This is a genomic window from Microbacterium sp. K27 (genome assembly GCF_004794435.1).
GTDB lineage: Bacteria > Actinomycetota > Actinomycetes > Actinomycetales > Microbacteriaceae > Microbacterium > Microbacterium maritypicum_A.
Genome location: NZ_SSDK01000043.1, coordinates 182,820 through 203,789, shown reverse-complemented (window position 1 = coordinate 203,789; position 20,970 = coordinate 182,820). Strand labels below are relative to the sequence as shown.

General features: G+C 68.6%; 21 protein-coding genes and 1 tRNA gene. 9 read left to right on the top strand and 13 right to left on the bottom strand.

Annotated elements, in window-relative coordinates; genetic code table 11:
* Positions 1–55: 55 nt before the first annotated feature.
* The 4 genes from DW307_RS14630 to DW307_RS14615 all read right to left on the bottom strand — a co-directional run bounded on the left by DW307_RS14630 (position 56) and on the right by DW307_RS14615 (position 2,250).
* Positions 56–427: an RNA-binding S4 domain-containing protein gene (locus DW307_RS14630; protein ID WP_021199283.1), complete on the bottom strand. Its 372-nt coding sequence runs from the start codon at positions 425–427 to the stop codon at positions 56–58.
* Positions 427–1,095, bottom strand: a complete 669-nt coding sequence (locus DW307_RS14625; RefSeq protein WP_136025057.1) for a lysoplasmalogenase — start codon at positions 1,093–1,095, stop codon at positions 427–429. Before DW307_RS14625 ends, DW307_RS14630 begins: the two co-directional genes overlap by 1 nt.
* Positions 1,096–1,175: 80 nt before the next feature.
* Entirely contained in the window at positions 1,176–1,631 is a 456-nt protein-coding gene (locus DW307_RS14620; protein WP_021199285.1) for a hypothetical protein, read from the bottom strand.
* A 34-nt stretch (positions 1,632–1,665) separates the two neighbouring features.
* Positions 1,666–2,250, bottom strand: a complete 585-nt coding sequence (locus tag DW307_RS14615; protein WP_029258964.1) for a GNAT family N-acetyltransferase — start codon at positions 2,248–2,250, stop codon at positions 1,666–1,668.
* Between the two features lie 106 nt (positions 2,251–2,356).
* Here DW307_RS14615 and DW307_RS14610 point away from each other — a divergent pair.
* Positions 2,357–2,430, top strand: a tRNA-Pro gene (locus DW307_RS14610).
* Between the two features lie 276 nt (positions 2,431–2,706).
* On the opposite strand, the gene DW307_RS14605 is transcribed toward DW307_RS14610, so the two are convergent.
* The 5 genes from DW307_RS14605 to DW307_RS14585 are packed head-to-tail and all read right to left on the bottom strand — an operon-like array spanning position 2,707 to position 7,908.
* Positions 2,707–3,132, bottom strand: coding sequence for a DUF1003 domain-containing protein (locus DW307_RS14605; RefSeq protein WP_029258950.1), 426 nt, complete (start codon positions 3,130–3,132; stop codon positions 2,707–2,709).
* A 49-nt stretch (positions 3,133–3,181) separates the two neighbouring features.
* Entirely contained in the window at positions 3,182–4,777 is a 1,596-nt protein-coding gene (locus DW307_RS14600; RefSeq protein WP_136025056.1) for a carboxylesterase/lipase family protein, read from the bottom strand.
* A 27-nt stretch (positions 4,778–4,804) separates the two neighbouring features.
* A complete protein-coding gene (locus DW307_RS14595; protein WP_136025055.1) occupies positions 4,805–5,479 on the bottom strand; it encodes a GAP family protein in 675 nt (224 codons plus the stop codon).
* 48 nt (positions 5,480–5,527) lie between these two features.
* Positions 5,528–7,270: a hypothetical protein gene (locus tag DW307_RS14590; RefSeq protein WP_136025054.1), complete on the bottom strand. Its 1,743-nt coding sequence runs from the start codon at positions 7,268–7,270 to the stop codon at positions 5,528–5,530.
* Positions 7,267–7,908 carry a response regulator gene (locus DW307_RS14585; protein ID WP_136025053.1) on the bottom strand — a complete coding sequence of 214 codons (642 nt, stop codon included), beginning with the start codon at positions 7,906–7,908 and terminating at the stop codon, positions 7,267–7,269. The genes DW307_RS14590 and DW307_RS14585 overlap by 4 nt, the downstream gene beginning before the upstream one ends.
* A 217-nt stretch (positions 7,909–8,125) precedes the next feature.
* Between DW307_RS14585 and DW307_RS14580 the strand changes: the two genes are divergently transcribed.
* The 3 genes from DW307_RS14580 (at position 8,126) to DW307_RS14570 (ending at position 10,486) form a co-directional block, all read left to right on the top strand.
* Positions 8,126–9,217 (top strand): ATP-binding protein, encoded by a 1,092-nt coding sequence (locus DW307_RS14580; protein ID WP_136025052.1) that lies wholly within the window; start codon positions 8,126–8,128, stop codon positions 9,215–9,217.
* Between the two features lie 50 nt (positions 9,218–9,267).
* A complete protein-coding gene (locus DW307_RS14575) occupies positions 9,268–9,810 on the top strand; it encodes a hypothetical protein (RefSeq protein WP_051667801.1) in 543 nt (180 codons plus the stop codon).
* Between the two features lie 91 nt (positions 9,811–9,901).
* The gene (locus DW307_RS14570) at positions 9,902–10,486 is read left to right on the top strand and encodes an NADPH-dependent FMN reductase (protein ID WP_136025051.1); all 585 of its coding nucleotides are present in this window, start codon (positions 9,902–9,904) and stop codon (positions 10,484–10,486) included.
* Here DW307_RS14570 and DW307_RS14565 read toward each other — a convergent pair.
* Positions 10,483–12,285, bottom strand: a complete 1,803-nt coding sequence (locus tag DW307_RS14565) for a 2-isopropylmalate synthase (protein WP_136025050.1) — start codon at positions 12,283–12,285, stop codon at positions 10,483–10,485. The genes DW307_RS14570 and DW307_RS14565 overlap by 4 nt on opposite strands.
* Before the next feature lie 175 nt (positions 12,286–12,460).
* Here DW307_RS14565 and DW307_RS14560 point away from each other — a divergent pair, with 175 nt between their 5' ends.
* Together DW307_RS14560 and DW307_RS14555 are read left to right on the top strand one after the other, a co-directional pair.
* Positions 12,461–13,129: a FadR/GntR family transcriptional regulator gene (locus DW307_RS14560; RefSeq protein ID WP_136025049.1), complete on the top strand. Its 669-nt coding sequence runs from the start codon at positions 12,461–12,463 to the stop codon at positions 13,127–13,129.
* The gene (locus DW307_RS14555) at positions 13,126–13,950 is read left to right on the top strand and encodes an ABC transporter ATP-binding protein (RefSeq protein WP_136025048.1); all 825 of its coding nucleotides are present in this window, start codon (positions 13,126–13,128) and stop codon (positions 13,948–13,950) included. Before DW307_RS14560 ends, DW307_RS14555 begins: the two co-directional genes overlap by 4 nt.
* A 21-nt stretch (positions 13,951–13,971) precedes the next feature.
* Here DW307_RS14555 and helR read toward each other — a convergent pair whose 3' ends face one another.
* From helR to DW307_RS14540, 3 genes are all read right to left on the bottom strand, one after another.
* The gene (gene helR / locus DW307_RS14550) at positions 13,972–16,104 is read right to left on the bottom strand and encodes an RNA polymerase recycling motor ATPase HelR (RefSeq protein ID WP_136025047.1); all 2,133 of its coding nucleotides are present in this window, start codon (positions 16,102–16,104) and stop codon (positions 13,972–13,974) included.
* Between the two features lie 115 nt (positions 16,105–16,219).
* Complete coding sequence (locus tag DW307_RS14545) at positions 16,220–17,809, bottom strand: amidohydrolase (RefSeq protein ID WP_136025046.1); 1,590 nt, start codon at positions 17,807–17,809, stop codon at positions 16,220–16,222.
* Positions 17,806–19,041, bottom strand: a complete 1,236-nt coding sequence (locus DW307_RS14540) for an MFS transporter (RefSeq protein ID WP_168441041.1) — start codon at positions 19,039–19,041, stop codon at positions 17,806–17,808. The genes DW307_RS14545 and DW307_RS14540 overlap by 4 nt, the downstream gene beginning before the upstream one ends.
* Before the next feature lie 186 nt (positions 19,042–19,227).
* On the opposite strand from DW307_RS14540, the gene DW307_RS18160 reads away from it, so the two are divergent.
* The 3 genes from DW307_RS18160 (at position 19,228) to DW307_RS14525 (ending at position 20,957) form a co-directional block, all read left to right on the top strand.
* On the top strand, positions 19,228–19,866 hold the full coding sequence (locus tag DW307_RS18160; protein WP_021199302.1) for a TetR/AcrR family transcriptional regulator C-terminal domain-containing protein: 639 nt from the start codon (positions 19,228–19,230) through the stop codon (positions 19,864–19,866).
* Between the two features lie 44 nt (positions 19,867–19,910).
* Complete coding sequence (locus tag DW307_RS14530) at positions 19,911–20,285, top strand: DUF2255 family protein (protein WP_136025044.1); 375 nt, start codon at positions 19,911–19,913, stop codon at positions 20,283–20,285.
* A 288-nt stretch (positions 20,286–20,573) separates the two neighbouring features.
* Entirely contained in the window at positions 20,574–20,957 is a 384-nt protein-coding gene (locus tag DW307_RS14525) for a hypothetical protein (protein WP_029258379.1), read from the top strand.
* Positions 20,958–20,970 lie beyond the last annotated feature (13 nt).

The following is a 20,970-nucleotide window of genomic DNA, read 5'->3' as shown; positions in this document are numbered from 1 at the left end:
GATTAGAACAAAGCTTCGAAAGTCGTAAGGTGTGATGGCGGTGCATGCCGGGATATCAGTGAAAGCTCTCGTCGTTCCGCCCGCGCAGTTTGTCGATGTCGCGACGTTCTCGCTTGGTGGGGCGTCCGGCCCCGCGGTCGCGGAGTCCCAGCGCTGCCTGGGGCTCGCGCTCGGGAGTGCGATCCTCGTAGGCGAGCGCGGCCACCGGAGCCCCCACGCGCTTGACCAGCAGCTGACGGACGATGAGGATCCGATCGAATCCCGCAATGCGTATGCGCAGCTCATCTCCGATGCGAACCTGCTGCGCGGCCTTCACCTTGTCTCCGTTCACCCGTACATGCCCCGCTCGGCATGCGGTCGTCGCGGCCGACCGCGTCTTGTAGACGCGGATGGCCCAGAGCCAGCTGTCGACACGGGCGGCATCCATCAAGTGCTCCTCTTCCGCAGCGTCACGAGGGCGCCGGCAACGATCAGGCCTTGGCCGATCGTATAGGTGAGCATGACTGCAGGGCTGCTCCAGGACGGCAGCGAATCGGGGAGGAACAGGCGGAAGGCGAGGATCGTGTCGCTGGCGAGGAAGAAGGCCCCGCCGACGGCGATGAGAGGGTGACAACGCCCCGAGAATGCCGCGGTTCCGCCGAGCACGAGCCCGTAGGCGGCGACGGCGATGAGCAGATCGCCCGTGTGCGAACCCAGGGTCGTGATCATGCCCAGCCACCAGGCGGCGTACACCAGCGCCCACCAGGGCATGCGCCGGACGGACAGGTGGCGCGCGAACAGCACGATGTATGCCACGTGGGCGATGCCGAAGAAGGTCAGCATCAGAGGCAGCTCCGGGCCCTGGGGGAAGAAGGTGCCGGCACCGTCGCCGAGCCAGGAGAACGACAATGCCGCGACGAGGAGGACGAGCGTGATCCGCGGGGAGAGGCGTCGCGCGGAGACCAGCACCGGAACGGCCAGCAACGGCATCAGCAGCAGCTTCGTGTGCGCAGCGAGCGGGTTGTCGATGGTCAGGAGGATGACGTGCAGGAGGGACACCACCGCGAACGGGAGAAAGGCCCACATGAGAGCGTGGCGCGGGGAGCGACGTTGCATCCCGCCATCGTAGGGTTCGCCCTGACCGGGGGCGACGGGCATCGCCGTCCCCCGCGTCGGCCCCGGCGTCATCCCGCTGTTCACGATTCGACGGCGACCTGCGTGACGCTGTCGTCGACACTGAGGTGCACGGCCGGCCAGTAGCCTTCGGGGAAGTGCTCTCCGCAGTTGTCGGTGAGGTGCAGTATGACGGTGCCGTCGGAGGCCGCCTCGATCGCCTCGATCGTGAGGTCGGAGGCGGCTTCGTCGAGCTCGCGGGGTTCAGGGGCACCCGTGCTGAAATTCGCGACGACCGCGTCGGTGGCGATCCGGTGCACGATGTCCAGTCGCTTCACCGCGTCGCGCATGCGGGGAAGGAGCGGTGCGACCTCGTCGGAGCTCGTGCCCTCCAGCATGAGCTCGACCTCGGTGCCCTCGACGGAGGTGGTGCCGACGAACCAATCGTGCGTCAGTACCGTGCCGTCGGTGAGTTCCGAACGGGCACGGGCGAACCTGCCGAGCTCGGGATCGTCGATGGTCGCGTTCTCGTCGGTCATGCCTTTCACGCTAGTGGCTTCTGGGCGATCGTCATCATGGGGTCAGATCGAGGGTGACCAGCGCGCGACCAGGTTTGAGCTCGGTCTTCTCCGTGAAGCCGGCGGAGAGGAACGTGCCCAGGGTGCCGTGGAACAGGTCGTTGGTGCGCTTCCTCTCGCCCCCGGTGTCCACGGGATACCCCTCGATCAGGCGGGCCCCGGAGCCGCGGGCATAATCCACCGCCGCGCGCAGGAGTTCGAGGTTGAGCCCGGCACCGCGGTGTTCTCGGCGCACCACGAAGCACGTCACGGCCCACACTGATTCGTCGTCGAACGGCTCGGTGCTGGCCGCCGCGATGATGCGGGTGCGGGGAACACGCGCCTGGCGGGTGCGGGGACCGATGCGGATCCAACCTGCGGCCTCGCCGTCGACGTAGGCGATGATTCCCGGCGGCGGGCCGTCGTCGATCTCGGCGCGGAACATCTCGATGCGTTGCGGAGTCGTTGTCGTGTTCCAGTCCTTGTTGCTGAGCACCGGCCAGATGCACTGACAGCTTGCTCCATCCCCGCCTCCGGTGAGCGCGTGCTGCACGTCATCCCAACGAGCGGTCGTCGCCACCTCGGTCGTGATCGTCACCATGCCGTGACGCTACGCCGGGCATCCGACACTCGCAACGCCTCGGTTCGCGGAGGGGGTGGAGATACGGCTAAGATAGGGGAGTTGCCTGCGCGAGAGCGCAGAACAACGGGCTGTGGCGCAGCTTGGTAGCGCACTTGACTGGGGGTCAAGGGGTCGCAGGTTCAAATCCTGTCAGCCCGACCGAGAAAGGCCCGGAAACTCGCAAGAGTCTCCGGGCCTTCTGCATGTCTGGCGCCGCCGCGCACGCCGACTGTCCCCGGTCCACCGGTCCGCTTCGCTGTGCGACGAGCTGATGCTCTTGCCGAGCACGAGAGGTCACGGGCCGGTGCGCAGAAGACTGTGCAGAAGAGCGTGCAGAAGAGCGTGCAGAAGAACGTGGTCTCACCCTCTCTGGACGAGCAGATGCCCCGTCGACGAGGGTTCCCTCACCGTTCCCGACATTGCTCGTCGAGCAGGTCAGCGCGCGGACGTCGCTGCCCCGTCTCCGTCGTTCGTGACCGCGGCGCGCAGCTCCGTCAGGAGTTCGAGCTGCATCCGGTTGATCGACATGAGGTCCTCGATCTCCTTCTTCGCGGCGAGGTTCGTGTCGTAGTCGTGCTGTGCGAGGGCAGCGGCGATGGCATCCTGCCTCTTCGCGGCGATCAGAAGGATCGCTCCCTGGAGCCCGGCGAGCATGCTCAGAAAGAGGTTGAGCAGGATGAACGGGTAGGGATCCCACATGAGGGCCGTGCTGTTGACGATCGCCCAGGCGATCATGAAGAGCACGAACACCCCGATGAACGGCCATGATCCCATCCCGTTCCGAAGCCGATCAGCCGCGCGCTGACCTGCCGTGAGATGTTCGGCCTGAGCAGTGTGCCAGTTGGTGAGAGGTCGCGTCATCGGCCAATGGTACGTCGCCGCACGGTCGGCCCTTCGGATGCACGAGCGCTCACCGGAAATCGAGCACGTCGTCGCCCCATGCCGCGCGTAGAGGAGCATCGAGGTCGGCGACGAGAGTGTCCTGGCGCTCGATCACGAGGGTCTGACGGCGGCCGGCCGCATCCGATGCAGAATACGGCGCCCAGGTCGGCGCATCCTTCGCGGTCGCCGCATCCGGTGTGCGTCCGTGCGCGAACGCCGCCCAGCGTTCCTGCATCCGCACCGAGATCTCCTGCGCGGCTCGGCGGCCGCCGAGCCGGAACGTCGGGTCCTTGGGGCCGCTCGACAGGTTGCCCCACAGGTACGGCAGCTCGGTCGCGTGCGTCGCACCGAGACCGATCAGACGGAGAAAGGGCGCCGCATGGTCGAAGCGATACAGCCACACATCCGCCACGGTGCTGTGACCCTCCGCTATCCACAGCGTCGGCAGACGGAATCCGATGTCGCGGGCGATCCCGAGCCCCACGGCGCCATGCCGCACGTTCTCGTAGGCGGTCCGGACCTGAGCGGCGGAGGGAAGGGAGATCGTCGGATTGTCTTCGGCCATGTCGGTGAACATCTGTCGGATGCGGTCGTCGGTGATCGGGATGAGAGGCGACTTCATGAACTTGAAGAGCGACGCCTCGTCCTTGTTCGTCCCGATCAGGAGTGGAACCCGGAGCCCGCGTCCTTCGCGCAGCGCGGTCACCGGCGCCTCCGGAAGAACATCGCCGTCGATGACGGGCGCGAACGCGAGGGTCCCCGGTGCGTCGTCCGGCACGGCCGCGTACACCTCCATGCTCGCCGCCGCGATGTCATCGACGGATGCCGCGCGCAGAGCCCCCGCGACCGCCGCAGCATCCGTCGAATCGATGCCCAGCTCATGCACGAACCGCGCGGCGACGTCACGCGCCCGTTCGGTCCCGTACATGCTCGAGGCGGGGGAGGACTGCGCGATCGCGCGGGCGAACAGACCTTCGGCCGAAGGCGTCGCCAGCAGAGTCGTCACCAGCCCTCCTCCCGCGGACTCCCCGAACACCGTGACCCTGCCCGCGTCGCCCCCGAACGCCGAGATGTTCTCCTGCACCCAGCGCAACGCGAGCAGCGCGTCCTTCAGGGCCAGGTTGCGATCGAAACCCTCATCGGGCAGGAGTCCGGCGAGATCCAGAAAACCGAATGCGCCGAGTCGGTAGTTGACCGTCACGACCACGACCTCGCCGCGCGTGACGAGCGATGTCGCATCGAACAGCGGTTGGCTCGATGAGCCGAACGTGTAGGCGCCACCGTGCAGCCATACCATGACGGGGAAGGCGCTCTCGGGTCGCTCCGACGGTGCCCACACGTTCAGCACGAGGCAGTCCTCGTCCATCACCGCGTCGTCGCCCAGCGGTACGGCGGGGTTGATCTGCTGCGGGCACACGTTGCCGTAGACGGTGGCGTCGATCTCCTCCTCGACGCTCGGCGCCGCGACGGGATCACGCCATCGCAGCAGACCGACCGGCGCCTGGGCATAGCGGATTCCGCGCCATGAGCGCGCACCGTCGGCATCCGTGCCGCGGAACGTCCCCGCCGGTGCCGTGACGGTGACGACGCGCGTCTTGTCGTCGGGGGGAGAGTTGTCTGACATGCGTGCGGCTCCTGACATGGTCGTGTTTCAGGACAGGTGACGGATGACCTGGGCGGCCTCGTTCGCGGCGAGAACCGCGAACAGCACCGTCATGATCATCGCGTTGTGCGCGATCATCTCGGACTTGACCCGTTCGAGTGCTTTCGTGACGACCGTCGATCTGCTCGTGGCGACGGCGGCCGTGACGAGCAGCGGCAGAGTGCCGGCGACGACCAGCCCGATGCAGAGCCCTCCCGCTGCGAGCAGAGGGAGATGCGCCTCGCCGATCAGTGCACCGCCCTTCAGCGCGAGCGGGATGTTCTTCGTGTTGGTGACCGCCATGATCGAGCCGAGCGCGGCCGCCTTCGCCGGGGTGACGGCATCGAGGGCCGCGAGCCAGGCCGGCGTCTGGGGTGGCTGGCCATGGCGGGGGCGAGACGACCAACTCGCGACGGCGAGCGCGGCGAAGCCGAGTGCGAGCACGATGGCGAGGAAGAACGAGACTGTCTTCGCGGTGGCGGAGGGAGACCCCGAGGCGGAACCGGCAGAGGTGAGCGCGCCGACCATGACGAACGCGAGGGAGACCGCGATGAACACTGCGGCGTAGACGGGCGCCGCCGTTCGGCCGCGGGGAGCGAGGATGATCGCGATGATCGCCACGAGGGGCAGCGGCGAGATGAGCATGCCCACAGCCAGCGGGAGGAGGTCATGCAGTTGGTTCACGTCTCGTCCGATCGTCTTCGTGTGCCCTTCGGTGGGGCGCAGACGACGCTACGGCGGGGTCGGGTGCTCTCCGTCGCGATGTTCGGTTGACACGACAGCCGCGCGCAGCGGAAGCGCGAACGCGGCTTCCAGGGCGACACCGCCGGGGATGCGGACAAGATGGGCGCCGAGCTCCTGCATCCGTGAGGATGCGCGCAGACGTGTGCCTCGTGCGGCGATCCCGGGCGACGAGACACGGACGTGAAGCCGAGGTCCGGCGCCGGTCGTCACTCGACGGATCGACACCTCCGCTCGTCGCTCACTCGCATGTTTCGCGGCGTTCAGGAGCCCCTCGGCGACGATGTCGTAGCAGTCTCGCACCACCCAGGGGATCGAGGACAGAACATCGCGTGCGTCGTCGTCGACGTCGACACGGAGCTCGATGACGTGCGCCCACGTCTCGAAGAGTGCGGTGAGGGAAGTGTGGGCACGGGGATCGTCGGCCGTGGCGAAAGCCCCGGGAAGTCGGCTCACGACAGTCGCGAGTTCTGCCCGCAGCCGCCGGATATCGTCCGGATCGGGTGTGGGGTGTGCGAGCGCGAACAGAATGCAGGCTCCCTGCGCATCCGCGTGCAGGAGGTCGGCGGCGGCTCTGAGGCCGTCGCGAGTGGGGCGGGTGCCGGCACGTGCGAGCTGCTGGGCGTCGGCGACGGCGCTCGACAGTCGGTGCTGTTCGCTGCGGAGACGGTGCAGCGCGCCGGCGCACGTTCCGGCGGCGAACGCGAACCCGATGTACGCGATGGCGGAGACGGCGGCGAGCAACGGAGCCACCCCCTGCGCGGCCGCGAGTGCTGCGAGCGCGATGCCGACGACGCAGGAGAGGATCATGAAGAGCAAGGACGCGTGGTGGGGCACCCGAGCGATCGCGCGGCGTCGCGGCAGGAAGTCGACGACCGCACCTCCCGCGGCGAGGGCGGCGATCCCGATGAGCAGTTCGAGTGGCGTCTGCGTGCGGGTCGCATAGGGGAGGAGGCACACCGCGTAGATGAGGGTGACCAGACCCGGCGGCGGGAGGCGGAACAGGACGTACCGAGGCGAGGGGGAAGACCTCGGGTCCGCGCGATCACCGAAGCCGTCGCGGGCTCGACGCGGATTCCCGGCCTCCTTCTTCTCGGCGAGCTCGGCGAGACGGTGACTCCACTCGCGGATCCATTCGTGTCCGAGCCTTCGGACGCCGGCGGGTGTCGGTTCCATCTCGATGATCGCCGCATCGAGGGTCGACTGCGCTCGGTCGAGAAGGTTCCGCGCATCGGTCGCCAGCGCGTGCGCATCGTCCTGTGCCCGGGCGAGCTCCTGGGCCACGGACCGCAGCAGGGCGTTCGTCCGTCGCAGTGACCGGAGCGAGGAATCCAGCACGGCGATGATGCTCAGCACGATCATCCAGACGACGATGTTCGTCGCGATCCGGTACGGAAGCTGACCCGAAGGTGGTGCGGGAAGGCCGGCGAGGTGGAGCCAGCCGTCTTGCATCACCGGACGCATCGCCGCGCAGACGACGATCCCGGCGGTCACGACGGCTGCTCGCTCTCGCCGGGATCGGCCGCGACGTTCCCATGCGGCGATGCCCGTGAGCGCCGCGGCGAAGCAGAGCCAGGTCGCGACCATGGCGGGAAGCGCGGTCAGAGTGTCGATGCCGACACCCGTGGGCGCCATGACGGTGAGGGACAGGGGGAGGGAGGCGGCGATCGACCAGACGGTGAGGAATCGGCCGCCGCCGAAGGCGCGGACAGCCGCACGGCGGAGGTTCCTCATCGGGCGGGACCGAACGCGGCGAGGTAGAGTCCCGCCGCAGCGACACGAGCGTTGACGGTCGGGTCGCGTGTCACCTCGAGTCTTCCGAACAACCGGCTGATGGATCGTTCGACTGCGCGCACCGTGCCACCGGTCTCGACGGCGATGCGCTCGTTCGACCATCCGCGTGCGATCATCGCGAGGATCTCCAGTTGATGCCTGGTGAGTGAGCCGAGGGGGTCGCCTGTTTCGGCCGAGGGCGGCAGAGGTGTCGGATGCGTCGACAGAGCACGTTCCAGCGCGGAGAGCAGAGCCGCAGGGGAATCGAGGTCCTGTTTCGCGACGAACACGGCCTGCTCGATCCCCATCGCCGTGGCACCGGCGGCGGCACGGGGGTAGCTGCTGAGGAACACGACCGCGATGTGCGGTGCGAGTTCGACCAGCATCGCGGCGAGCTCCGCCCCGGAGGGGCGGGAGCCCAGATCGATGTCGGTCAGCAGCGCGTCCGGGTCGAATTCGGTGAAGAGGCGTGTCGCCTCGGCGGCATCGGCGGCTGCCGCGGTCTGGAAGCCGTGGCGCTCGAGCAGATCGCACACCAGCATGCGGAGGGCACCCTGATCCTCGACGACGAGCACCCGTCGTCTCCACTCCGCGCCCACGTTGTCACATTAGTGGAGCGCAGCGGTGTCGGAACGTCGGGGCAGGAGGGGAATCGGCCTTCTCGGGTGTCGGGACTGCGCACGGGAATCCGCGGCCACGGATGTCGGCACTGGTGCGAAGGCGAGCCGGGCGAGGATGATGTCGTGCATCGGTCTCGGAGGATGGGCTCGCCCCGCCGCGAGGAATGACGGGATGAAGGAAAGGTGCACCGGAGTGATGACGAACCTCACCATCGGAACGACGCTCGAGGACCCGGGGGCTCCGGTCGACCTCGACGCCCGGCGCTTCAACAGGCATACCTTCTGGGTCGGGCAGAGCGGCAGCGGGAAGACGTATGCGCTCGGTGTCGTGCTGGAACAGCTGCTCCTGCACACCGAGCTGCCGCTGATCGTCCTCGATCCGAACAGCGACTTCACGCGCTTGCGGGAGACGCGGGCCTCCGCAGGAGCATCCGAGACCGACCGCATGGCGGAACTCGACATCCGCGTGTTCCGCTCCGGCGCGGGTGAGGGCGAGCGCCTGCACGTGCGTTACGTCGATCTGGTGCCGGCATCGAAGGCAGCCGTTCTGCAGATGGACCCGATCGCGGATGCGGAAGAGTACAACGCTCTGCTCCATGAGGAACGAGATGCGCACGTCTTCGACGGTCGCGATATGCTCCCCGGTCTGCGAGCCTCGGGCGACCCCGCCCGGGTGCGGCTCGCGAACCGCATGGAGAACCTGCAGGTGCTGGAGTGGGCGCTCTGGTCACGCGGCGCGGGATCGGTCATCGACGTGATCGAAGAACGCCCACGAGCCACGGTCCTCGACCTGGGCGGCTTCGAGCACCCTGCCGAGCCGAAGGTCGCGGCCCTCGCCGTGCTCGAACATCTCTGGGCACACCGTGAGGAACGACGGCCCGTCCTGATCGTCATCGACGAAGCGCACAACCTCTGCTCGCCGAATCCCGAGACCGCCGTCGAACGAGCCCTCACCGAGCAGCTCGTGCAGATCGCGGCCGAGGGGCGCAAGTTCGGGCTCTGGTTGCTGCTCTCCACACAGCGTCCGACGAAGATCCACCCCAACGTGCTCTCGCAGTGCGACAACCTCGCGCTGATGCGGGTCAACGCGCCCCGCGACCTCGCCGAGCTCGCCGACGTCTTCGGATTCGCCTCCGAGGACGCCATCCGCCGTTCCGCCGACTTCGTGCAGGGGCAGGCGCTGTTCGCCGGCGGCTTCATCTCGGCGCCGACCTTCGTGCAGATGGGGGAGCGGATCACCGAGGAGGCGGGCGGCGATGTGAAGGTCCCGTTGCGCGTCGAGGGATGATGGGAGCTCCAAGGTAGCGATGGCACGACGGATCAGGAGCAGCACCGGGGATGGACAGGCGGAGAACGACTGCGGATGACGGGATCCTTCGCGTGCACAGGGCCCTGCGATCGGGATTCGGCACCGAGGCCGCGGTGTACGGCACGATTCTCGTCAGCGGCCTGGTGGCCGTGTCCTCGGCGCACGGGGAGACATCACTGGCCGTGCTGGTGACGGTCGCCGTCACGGTGCTGGTGTTCTGGGGTGCTCATGTGTATGCCGGCACTGTGGCCAGGGTCAGCGATCACGATGAACGCGAGCACGGTGAATCCGTCGGGGTTCGGGCGGCGTTCGCCGCGTCGGTGAAGCACTCCTTCGGCATGCTCAGCTCGGCGACCGTGCCGGCGGTCTTCCTGTTGGCCGGCACGACCCGCGTCATGCCCGACGGGCTCGCGAACGACCTCGCGCTCTGGTCTGGTGTCGTGATCCTCGCGTTCCTCGGCTATGTGGCCTTCCTCCGTCGGGGGAGCCCCCTGCTCACGCGCGTGCTCGGCGCCCTGGGGACGGCGTCGTTCGGTCTCGTCTTCGTGGTTCTCAAGGCTCTCGTGCACTGAGACCGGTGAGCCGCGTCGGGCTTGCGGTTTCGGCATACGGGGCTAGCCTGAACGCCAACGACCACGGCGGAACGAACGAGGGAGAATGCGCATGACTCACCGGATCGGCTACCTCATCGGGAGCCTCGCCCATGACTCGATCAACCGCGTCGTCGCGACCGCCCTCGTGAAGCTGGCACCTCCCAGCCTCGAGATGGTCGAGATCCCGATCCGCGATCTGCCGCTGTACAACCGTGACGACGAGCTCGATCCGGTCGCCGCCGTGACCACGTTCAAGCGGGCGGTGGAACACGCGGAGGGACTGCTGATCGTCTCGCCCGAGTACAACCGTTCGATACCGGGTGCGTTGAAGAACGCGATCGACTGGGGTTCCCGCCCCTGGGGTCACAACTCGTTCGCGCGCAAGCCCACCGGCATCATCGGCGCCTCCACCGGGGCCATCGGCACCGCCGTCATGCAGTCGTCGATGCGCAGCGTGCTGAGCTTCCTCAACGCCCCACAGCTCAACGCGCCCGAGGCGTACCTGACGTATCGACCGGAGATGTTCGGCCCGGACGGCGAGGTCGAGGACGACGGCACGAAGAAGTTCCTGGAGCACTACATGGAGGAGTACGCCGCCTTCGTCGAGCGTGTGCTCTCTCTCACGGCTCCCGGTCACGTCGGCGACCCGGACTAGTCGGGCGTCGCGTCGGGGAATGCGGCGCGGCTCGCCGCCGTGATCACGGCGGACAGGCTCGCGGAGAGGACGGAGCGCCCGCGGCCTGCCGACCAGGCGACCCCTTCTTCCGTGCGGTGCTCGAGAAGGATGAGCGCCTCACCGTCGGCGCCGGATCCGACGCTGGTCTGGTGCAGGCTCACGACGTCGACACGGATTCCCCGGGTATCGAGTGCCGCAGTGAGGGCCTCGACCGGACCACCTGCCGCATGGGTGCTCGTGTGCTCGCGCCCCTCGATGTGCAGCGTGATCCGTGTGCGGGACTCGCCGTCGGACTCGGCGGTGTCGTACGCGACGAGCGCGATATCGGTGCGGGCACCGGTGCCGAGGTACACCTCCCCGAAGACCCTCCACAGCTCCGATGCCGTGACCTCGGTGCCGATCGTGTCCGTGTGCCGCTGCACGTGTCGCGCGAAGTCGATCTGCAGGCGGCGGGGCAGTTCGATCCCGTACGCCGTTTCGAGCAGGTAGGCGATCCCGCCTTTCCCCGACTGCGAGTTCACGCGGATCACCGCGTCGTAGTCGCGGCCGATGTCGGCGGGGTCGATCGGCAGGTAGGGGACCCGCCATTCGATCTCCCGTTCGTCGCGGCCCTCGGCCGCAGCCCGAGCGCGATGCTCGGAGAAGCCCTTCTTGATCGCGTCCTGGTGGGTCCCGCTGAATGCCGTGTGCACCAGGTCGCCGACATAGGGGTGGCGGGCGTGCACCTCGATCCGGTTGCAGTACTCGACCGTGCGGCGGATCTCGTCGATGTCGGAGAAGTCGATCATCGGGTCCACGCCCTGCGCGTGCAGATTCAGGGCGAGCGTCGCGATGTCGACGTTGCCCGTGCGCTCGCCGTTGCCGAAGATGCAGCCTTCGACCCGCTGCGCGCCGGCGAGCACCGCGAGCTCGGCGCAGGCGATGCCGGTCCCGCGGTCGTTGTGGGGGTGCACCGACAGGATCACGGCATCGCGACGGGCGAGGTTCTTGTGCATGTATTCGATCTGGTCGGCGTACACGTTCGGGGTGGCGACCTCGACCGTGGCCGGGAGGTTGAGGATCACCGGGCGCTCGGGGGTCGCCTGCCACAGGTCGGTCATCGCATCGCAGATGTCGATCACGTAGTCGGGTTCGGTCAGATTGAACACCTCGGGGGAGAACTCGAACCGCACGTTCGGCAGGTCTCCGGCGAACTCCCACACGTCACGGCCGCCGGAGAGGATGAGCTGCTTCAGCTCTTCGGGATCGTGCCCGAGCACCAGGCTGCGCCAGGTCGGGGCGGTCGCGGTGTACATGTGGATCACGACCGGATTGGCGATGCCCCGGATGGAGGCGACCGTGCGTTCGATGAGGTCGCGACGCGCGGGCGTGAAGACCACGATCGTCACGTCATCCGGGGCGATGTCGCTCTCGGCGATGAGCCGCACGAAGTCGTAGTCGGGCTGCGACGCCGACGGGTATCCGACCTCGATCTCCTTGTAGCCCATCCTCACCATCAGCGCGAAGAAGCGGCGCTTGCGCGCGGGGTCCATCGGCTCGGCGAGCGCCTGGTTGCCGTCACGCAGATCGACGGGCACCCAGAGCGGGGCCGCGGTGAGACGCCGTGTCGGCCAGTCACGTTCGATGAGGGGCACGTCGACGCGGGAGTAAACGTCGCGGTAACGGTGCGACGGCATCGGGGAGCATCGCTGCCTGTTCCAGATCGGTGTCCGGTCGGGGCCGGCGTCGGCATCGAGGTCGGCGGCCGGGGAGGGGTGGGGGAACGATGTCGTGGTCATGGCGGGTGCGGTGTCCTTCTTCGAGGGTCTGCGACCGGCACACGTTCGACTCCACGACGGGGAGCCGGTCCGGCTACGTCCCGCCGTGGCGGCGAAGAAGAAGGTGCTCTGACGAGAACATGGCTAGACTGTAACACAACTCCTCAGACAAGTAGACGAGAGGCTGGCATTGCGCATGGCACAGGTGAGGCGAAAACCCCTGGCGGATCAGGCTGCGGCACTCCTGCTGGAACGGATCCGCGCCGGAGAATGGGCACTGGGGGAGAAGCTCCCCGGGGAGACGACGCTCGCGCCGCAGCTCGGAGTGGGACGCTCCACCGTGCGCGAGGCGATCCGCCAGCTCGCCGGGCGCGGGGTGCTGGCCTCACGACAGGGCGCAGGCGTCTTCGTCATCGCGCTCGATGCGCCCGAGGACTGGGACGCGGTGCTGCGAAAGGCCGGCATCGTCGCAGTGATCGAAGCGCGCATCGCGATCGAGACCGAAGCCGCCGCGCTCGCCGCCGCGCGACGCACGCCCTCAGACCTGCGCAGCATCCGTCGCGCCTTGGCCGATCGCGATGCGCATAGGTCCGACATCGACAGTCACGTCGATGCCGACACCGCGTTCCACCGCGCGGTCGTCGCCGCGTCGCACAACGCCGTCCTCCTCGACCTGTTCGACAGCTTCACCCCCCGGCTGCGTGAAGCCATGGTCGAGATGCTCCGCATCCGACGGGAGTTCGGCGACGATGCCGACCACGACGCCCACGCCGCCCAGGTCGACGCGATCGTCGACCGCGACGAGGGCGCTGCTGCCGCGAGGAGCCGTGCACACCTCCTCACACTGCGGGACGCGCTGGCATGACCGAGGAGAAGCCTCGTGTGAACCGCCCGTCCGACGTGCTGGTGCTGAGGGGGGTCGACGTCATCCGCGGCTCGCGCCAGATCCTGACCGGCGTCGACCTCACCGTCCGTGCAGGGGAGCATTGGGCCCTCATCGGACCCAACGGCGCGGGTAAGAGCACGATCCTGAGCATGTGCGGCGCGGAGGCGCACCCGACCCGAGGGTCCGTGCATGTGCTCGGTCAGCAGCTCGGGCGGGTCGAGATCCGCCGGCTGCGCGAATCGATCGGACATGTGAACCCTCGTCATCCGCTGCGCTCGCCGCTGACGGTGCGGCAGGTCGTCCTGACCGGTGCGACGGGGACGACGGAGATGATGAACCGCTGGGAGCCGTCGCCGTCGCTCATCGCGAGGGCGGACCACCTCATCGGGATGCTAGGCCTCGGCGGGCGGCAGGACGCCACCTGGCCGACCATGTCGCAGGGGGAGCGCGGCCGGGCACTGATCGCGCGAGCCCTTCTGCCCGACCCCGGGTTGCTGCTGCTCGACGAGCCCTCCACCGGTCTCGATGTCGCCGCCAGGGAGCAGTTCCTCGAGACCCTCGACCTGCTGCACGACGCGCAACCCGATCTCGCGACGGTGCTCGTGACGCACCACCTCGAGGAGCTGCCGGGGTCGACCACTCACGCAGCCCTGGTCTCGAAGGGGGAGGTCGTGTCGCAGGGGGCGGCGAGCGATGTTCTCACGACCGCCCTCGTGACCGCGGCGTTCGAGTACCCCATCCGGATCGAGCATCGCGATGAGCGATGGCAGGCCCGTGCCGGTCGGGTGCTCGTGGGCTGAACGTGAGAGGCCCGGGCATGCTCACCGGAGCACGATCAGCTCCCGTGTCGACCGGGTCATCGCCACGTACCGGTCCACGGCGCCGGTGACATCGTCACCGAACTGCTCCGGGAGCACCAGGACGACCAGATCGAACTCCAGGCCCTTCGCCCCCTCGGGAGTCAGCGATCGCACGCGCGCTGTCGGGGCGAGGTCCGGGGCGCCGATGACGCACGCGATCCCGTCCGGGTGCTCATCGAGCCAGGCATCCAGCAGGCGGGGGAGCGAGGCGACGACGTCGTATCGCACGGGCGTTCCGCTCTCGCGCACCGACGTCGGCACATTGGCGTCCGGAATCGCCGCGAGGATCGCCGGTCCTGCCGCCGCCATCACCTCGGCCGGAGTCCGGTAGTTCACGCCCAGGTGGGCGATCCGGACATCGCGGAGGCCGATGCGGGTGAGCCGCGCTTCCCAGCTCTCGGTGAAGCCGTGCCGCGCCTGTGCGCGGTCTCCGACGATCGTGAAGCTGCGTGAGGGGCAGCGGGCGAGGAGCATCCGCCATTCCGCATCGCTGAGCTCCTGCGCTTCATCGACGACGATGTGCCCGAACGGCCCCGCCAGCTCGTCCGGCGGGAGCGCGGGCGGAGCGTCGACGCCGAGCAGCACGTTCCTCGCATCCTGTCCGCGAAGGATGGACATCACTTTCATCTCGCTGTCATCGTCTTCGATCAGGTGGTCGACGACGTGGGAGATCTGCTCCTGCGCCGCGGCGACGACGGCTTGGCGGCGGTGCTCGTCGCGGACGGCGTCGGGATCGCCGATCCGCCGGCGCGCGGCGTCCAGGAACGGGAGATCGGCGACGGTCCACTTCTCGGGGTCCTCGCGCTGCAGAGCCGCGACCTCTCCGGGCGAGAGGCTCGCAGCGCAGCGCTGCAAGAAGTCGGGGGAGCTCCACAGCCGAGCGACCATCGAGGTCGGGGACAGCATCGGCCAGGCGCGCACGAACGTCCCGGTGAGCTCCTCGTCCTGTCGCAGCCACCGTCGCACGATGTGGGGAGGCACGTCATCGTCGTGCACCTGGTCTGTCAGCAACTCGAGGATCTCCTCCCACACCTCGTCCCGCGCCACGTTGTGCGAGACCGCCGGGTCGGCGCCGGAGAACAGTGCCGTCCATTCCTCGCGGCTGATCCAGAGGTCGGCCCACGGCGACTCGATGCGCATCGCGTGCGAGGGAGGGCGCTCGAACCACGTCGCCGCCGCATCGAGTATCGCGACGGGATCGAGGGCGGCCTTGAGCAGCGCCACCCGCGCATCCTGCTCGTCCACGGCCGCTGCTCCTTCCGGGACCAGATCGCGCAGGGTCGAGAGCCGTACGGCGTCCTCGCCGAGACTGGGCAGCATATCTTCGACGTACGCGAGATAGTGCGGGTGAGGCCCCACGAGCAACATGCCGCCCGCGCTCTGCGTGAGTCGCGGCTCGGCGTACAGCAGGTGCGCGGCGCGGTGCAGCGCCACGACGGTCTTTCCCGTGCCGGGTCCACCGTCGACGACCAGTGCGCCGGGCGAAGACGCGCGGATGATCGCGTCCTGGTCGGCTTGGATCGTCGCCAGCACGTCCCGCATGCGCGACGTGCGTTGGGCGCCGAGGCTGGCGATGAAGGCGGATTGGTCGTCGAGCGAGGCCGAACCGTCGAATGCGGCGTCGGTCAATGCCTCATCCCAGTAGTCGCTGATCCGTCCGTCGACCCACCGGTATCGACGTCGGGACAGGAGCCCGCGCGGATCCTCCATGGTCGCCGCGAAGTACGGTTCTGCCGCCGGGGTCCGCCAATCGATCAGCAGCCGAGTGCCGTCGGCGGCGGCCAGGCCTGTGCGGCCGATGTACACGGGGTCGCCGTGTTCCGGGGTCATCCGACCGAGGCAGATGTCGATGCCGTAGCGCTCGAGCACCCGCAGCCGTCCGCTCAGGCGACGTATCTCGAGGTCGCGTTCCACGGCCGTGCCTCCGAACCGGGCGGAACGCTGATGCATCTCGGCCAGACGCGAGGTCACGGCGGCACGGTGCGCCTCGAGGGCGTCGTCGATCCTGCGGAGGTGATCGCGGTCGGCGTCGATGAGCTCTGCCGCCGACTTCGCGCGCAGATCGTCGGGGAGATGGAAGGGGTCGAAAGGCATGGATCTCCTTCACGCCCGCGCGCAGTTCGCACGAGCGAGGGTCGATTCTGCCCCACGGTGGGGGCCTTGCGGCAAGCCCCCACCTCGGCGATATCCTGGAAATGCAGACGGAGAGCTACACCTCGTGCACCGTGCGGCCGGCGATCACGGTCCGCACCACGCGGGTCGTCAGCAGGGCAGCGGGATCCCCCTCGAACGGGTCGACATCGAGAACGACGAAGTCGGCCGCATATCCGACAGCGATACGGCCGCGCCAGTCCCCGTCGCCGATCGAGGCCGCGGCATCCCGAGTGGCATGCGCGATCGCACGCTCCAGGGGGAGCGCCTGCTCGGGATGGATCGCCGGCACGCCCGGAGCCAGAGCTGAAGCACGGGTAGCCGCGACGTACATGTTCGCCATGGCCTCATGCGGCGCCGTCGGAGCATCGGTGGAGAAGGCGAGGAGCGCACCCGCCTCGTCGTACTCCGACCAGGCGAACGCGCGGTCGGCCCGTTCGTCTCCGACCTGTGCCGCCCAGTTGGAGAAGATCGCGGGATCGGCGTGCACGGGCTGCATGGACGCCGTCACTCCGAGCCGTGCCATCCGCTCCGCGGTCCCCGGCGCCGCGTACTCGAGGTGCTCGATGCGGTGCCGTCGTTGGCGGTCGCCGTTCACAGCGACCGCATGCTCGATCGCATCGAGGGCGAGGGTGCTCGCCGCATCGCCGATCGCGTGCATCGCGATCTGCAGTCCTGCGGCGTCCGCCGCGGCGACGACCGGCAGCAGGCGTTCGGCGGGCCAGATCGGCGCGGCGTTCGTCCCGTCGGCGTAGGGTGCCCGCATGGCGGCCGTGCACGCGTCGATCGTCCCGTCGAGCACGAGCTTGATCCCGAGCACCCGCACCCCCGCCGTCGTCGAGGACGCATGGGCGGCGGCCTGCGCGACCTGCGCGAGGTTCGCGGCATCGTCGCCGGTGTTGACGATGAACCAGTGCGCGGCGATGCGCAGTGGCAGGCTGCCGTGAGCGGCCGCACGACCGAGGGCGGCGAGCCCGAGCTCGTCGAAAGCCATGTCGACGGCTCCGGTCACGCCGGCGGCGAGGTACGCGGAGACGACCCGCTCGACCGCCGCATCGCGCTGCGCATCGGTGGTCGTGGCGTCGCGATGAGCCCAGGCGTGCAGCTGCGCGGCGGTCTCGTAGAGCATCCCGGTCGCATCGCCCGCCGCATCGCGGGCGATGCGACCGCCGATGGGGTCGGGGGTGTCGCGGGTGATCCCGAGCTCGGCGAGCGCGGCCGTGTTCACCCAGCACGAGTGATAGTCGTTCGCGTCGAGGTAGACCGGAACGTCGGAGACGACCGCATCGATCATGGCCGCTGTGGGTTCACCGCCGGGGATCGCATCGAACAGCCATCCGCGTCCGCGGAGCACACCGGGCGCGGCCTCGCGCGCGGTGCGGAGCCGGCGCTGGATCTCGTCGAGAGAGGAGGCGTCCGTGAGTCCTACCTGTCCGAGCGCTTCGCCCATCATGAGCAGGTGGGTGTGCGCGTCGGTGAATCCGGGGAGCACGACGCGGCCGTGGAGATCGACGACCGTGTCCGCGTGCGGTGCCGACTCCTCGGTGCCGACATGCACGAACGCGTCGTCGTCGACCACGAGCGCTGAGCTCCACCGGGATTCGTCCCCGGTGAAGATGCGGCCGTTGCGGTAGAGGGTGCGGGTCATGCGTCGATCTCCTGTGCGGTCATGCGTTCCAGACGGGTCGAGATGAGGGCGATCGCCCCGGTGGGGACGGCCAGGATGAAGCTCGCGATGCCGAGCGCCACCGCGAATCCCTGATATCCCAGGGCGCCGACGAGGGCCGCGCCGATGACCGGGGTGAGCGCCGACCCGACCAGGTAGACGGCGAGCAGCGGTCCCGACCAGCGCCCGTCGGCATCCAGTGCCGCGGACGTCGACACGAAGTACATGAACGCGATGGCGTAGATGGAGTTCCAGGCGATGAACACCACGATGAAGGCGGTGGGATCGGTGACGAACCCCTCCACGATCTTGAGTGCGCCCCCGGCGACCAGCAGGACGACCAGGGGAACCGCGCGCCCGAATCGGGCTCCGACGATCATGAGCAGCAGCGAGCCGAGGAGTCCGCCGGCTGTTGCGCCACTGAGTGCGACGCCGAGCCCTTCGGGAGTCAGGCCGGCCTGTTCCGCGCCCATGATGCCCGCCATGGCCCAGAGGGAGTCTTCGCTCGCCGCCCACAGGGCGAACACGATGAGGAGTCCGAGACCGGCGATCGTCACAGTCCGCGAGCGGGCGGGGGAGGTGCGCACGGTGCCTGTCGGAGGGATCTCGATCGGCATCGCCTCGGCGACGGCCGCCCCCGCCTGCGGGGCGAGGACCGGAGCGGCGGGGAGCCATGCCGAGGCGATCAGCCCGATCAGGCTGAACAGCGCCAGCGCACCGAAGACGTCGAGAGGGGCGAGGCCGATCAGCGGGATCACGGCGAGGACCACCGTGATGACTCCGCGGTTCGCGAGCCCGTTGAAGCCGGCGACCCTGTCGGGGTTGCGGAAAGCGGCGAGCGCCGCGCCCGATGCGGCGACCGCGCCACCTGCTCCGGCGCCGCCGAGGAGCAGCCCGGGAAGCATGGCCGCCGGCGCGAGGGCCGCGGTCGCGAAGCCCACGACGGCGAGGCCGAGCCCGGAGCGCGCGACAGTGCGGCGATGCACCCCGGCGCACAGCGGGGCGATGGCCAAGCCGGTCACCGCGGTGAGCAGGAGGGTCGCGGTGACGAGCCAGCTGGCGGTGAGGACGTCGAGGCCGAGGCCTGTTTGCGCGGCGGTGATCATGTAGGGCGACAGATTGACGCCCAGGTACCCCGCGATCCCGATGGCGAACGTCGCCGTCGCCGTCGGGAAGCGGAGGGGGATTCGGGTGCGGAGATCGAGAGTGGTCATGGGGCTCCAGGGAGTCGGCACGGCATTGTGCGGAGAGAGGGAAGACAGCGGACGTGCGTCGGGTGGGGCACGAGGCGTAAACGAATGGTGTTCGTAAACGAATGGTGTTCATTATTATGCACAGATGAGGGTTCTCGCGGAACCCCCAGATCTCATACCCGGTCCGCCGGAGAAAGCGAGTCCCCGATGCCGAGGCCTTCCTCCCCGCTCCTGTCCCCGGAGATCATCGGCTCGGCGGGTCTCGCGCTCGCGAGAGCCGGCGAACCGTTCGGAGTGAACGCCATCGCCCGCGAGCTCGGCGTGCGCCCGTCATCGCTCTACAACCACGTCGACGGCATGGACGGCATCCTCGAGCTCATGCGCGGAGAACTCGTGGAGGGATACCGCGTCGAGTGGCACGGCGAGCCCTGGGACGAGTTCGTGCTCGCTGTGCTGCGCACGCAACGCCGGATGTACGCAGACCACCCGCAGCTCGTTCCGTTGCTCGTGGGGAAGACGATCACGCACCCGGCGGTGATCGCCGCATACGACGATCTCGCATCCGTGCTCGTCGACGGAGGCTTCCCCGACGATGAGGTGCTCTCGGTGATCGCCGTCATCGACGCCTTCGCGATCGGCTTCGGTCTCGATCTCGCCTCTCCCGACGAGGTCTGGCAGCCCGAAGGCGGCACGCGCACTCTGGGGCGTCTCATCGACGGTGCGGAGCGCGGGAGTGCGCGGTCGGATCGTACATTCGAGCTCGGGGTCGGCCTGCTCCTCGACTCGCTGCGCGCGCGCCTCGTCGGCACTCCGCCCGTGACCGGTCAGGCGTCTTCCCGGTTCTGACGTAGCATGCACTCTGCCGCATCCGTCGATACCGAGGAGGACCCATGACGACCTGGAACCCTGACGAGCTCAGCCGCATCGCCGAGCTGGAGATGTTCGATCTCTCCGCGCAGCTCGAGGACGGCACCATGCCGAAGACCGTGGGGATCTGGGCGGTCGCGGTCGACGGTCGTCTGTTCGTCCGCTCCTACACGGGACTTGCGGGCAAGTGGTACGCCCCGGCCCTGGCCAGCCTGCGCGGACGTGTCTCCGCGGGTGGCGTCACGAAGGATGTCCGCTTCGAGAGGGTCGGCGATGAGGCGATCAACGCCGCGATCGATGCCGAATACCTCCGCAAGTACACGCCGAGCCCATACGCTCCCGAGATGGGTCAGGAGCCGGTGCGTTCGAACACGCTCGAGGTCATCCCGCTCGACTGACCGTGTCGCGATGCGTCGCGTCGACCGGGGAGATTGGCCCTCTCGATGACCCGCCCCAGACGGTGTCGTCGAGAGGGCTCACCGCCCTTCCCGGACGGTAGGGGAGGCGGCGAAGATATCGCTGCGCTCACGGCTGATTCCCCAGTCCTCAGCCTCGTAGCCCCCGCTACGAAGAGCAGAATATCGCTTAATCCGCTTGTCCGCCATTTGGGGGACAAAGAAATTTACGAATGTTGCTCGTGAGGGACTCCCTGTTGTCTTCCTGACGGCCTTCTCTAGGGTGGACTCATGGACAGACTGCTCGTGCTCACCGCTCAGGTCGCCATCGCCCACGGCCATCGCATCGAGGTGACGGAGCAGACCGATCCGCTCACCGACGAACCGGTCGTCCTCGCCATCGTCGACCTCGACACGGGCATCCGCTATCGACGCGCAGAAGACCCGAGTGGCGACTTCTCCCGCTGGATCGGGCGCGTCCTGCGCTGCACCGTGACGATGGGTGGCGCCGGCGCGCACACCTCGCTGCTCGTCGACCCCATCGGGCCCGGTCCGACCGGCGCGAAGGTCGCTCTCCGTGAAGCCGACGCAGCCGCCGACGCCGCGAAGGCCGAGGCGGACCGCTGGGGTGGAGCCGACCGTCCTCCCGTGGAGGAGCCCGAGCGATTCTGGTGAGTCGGGGCGGCCG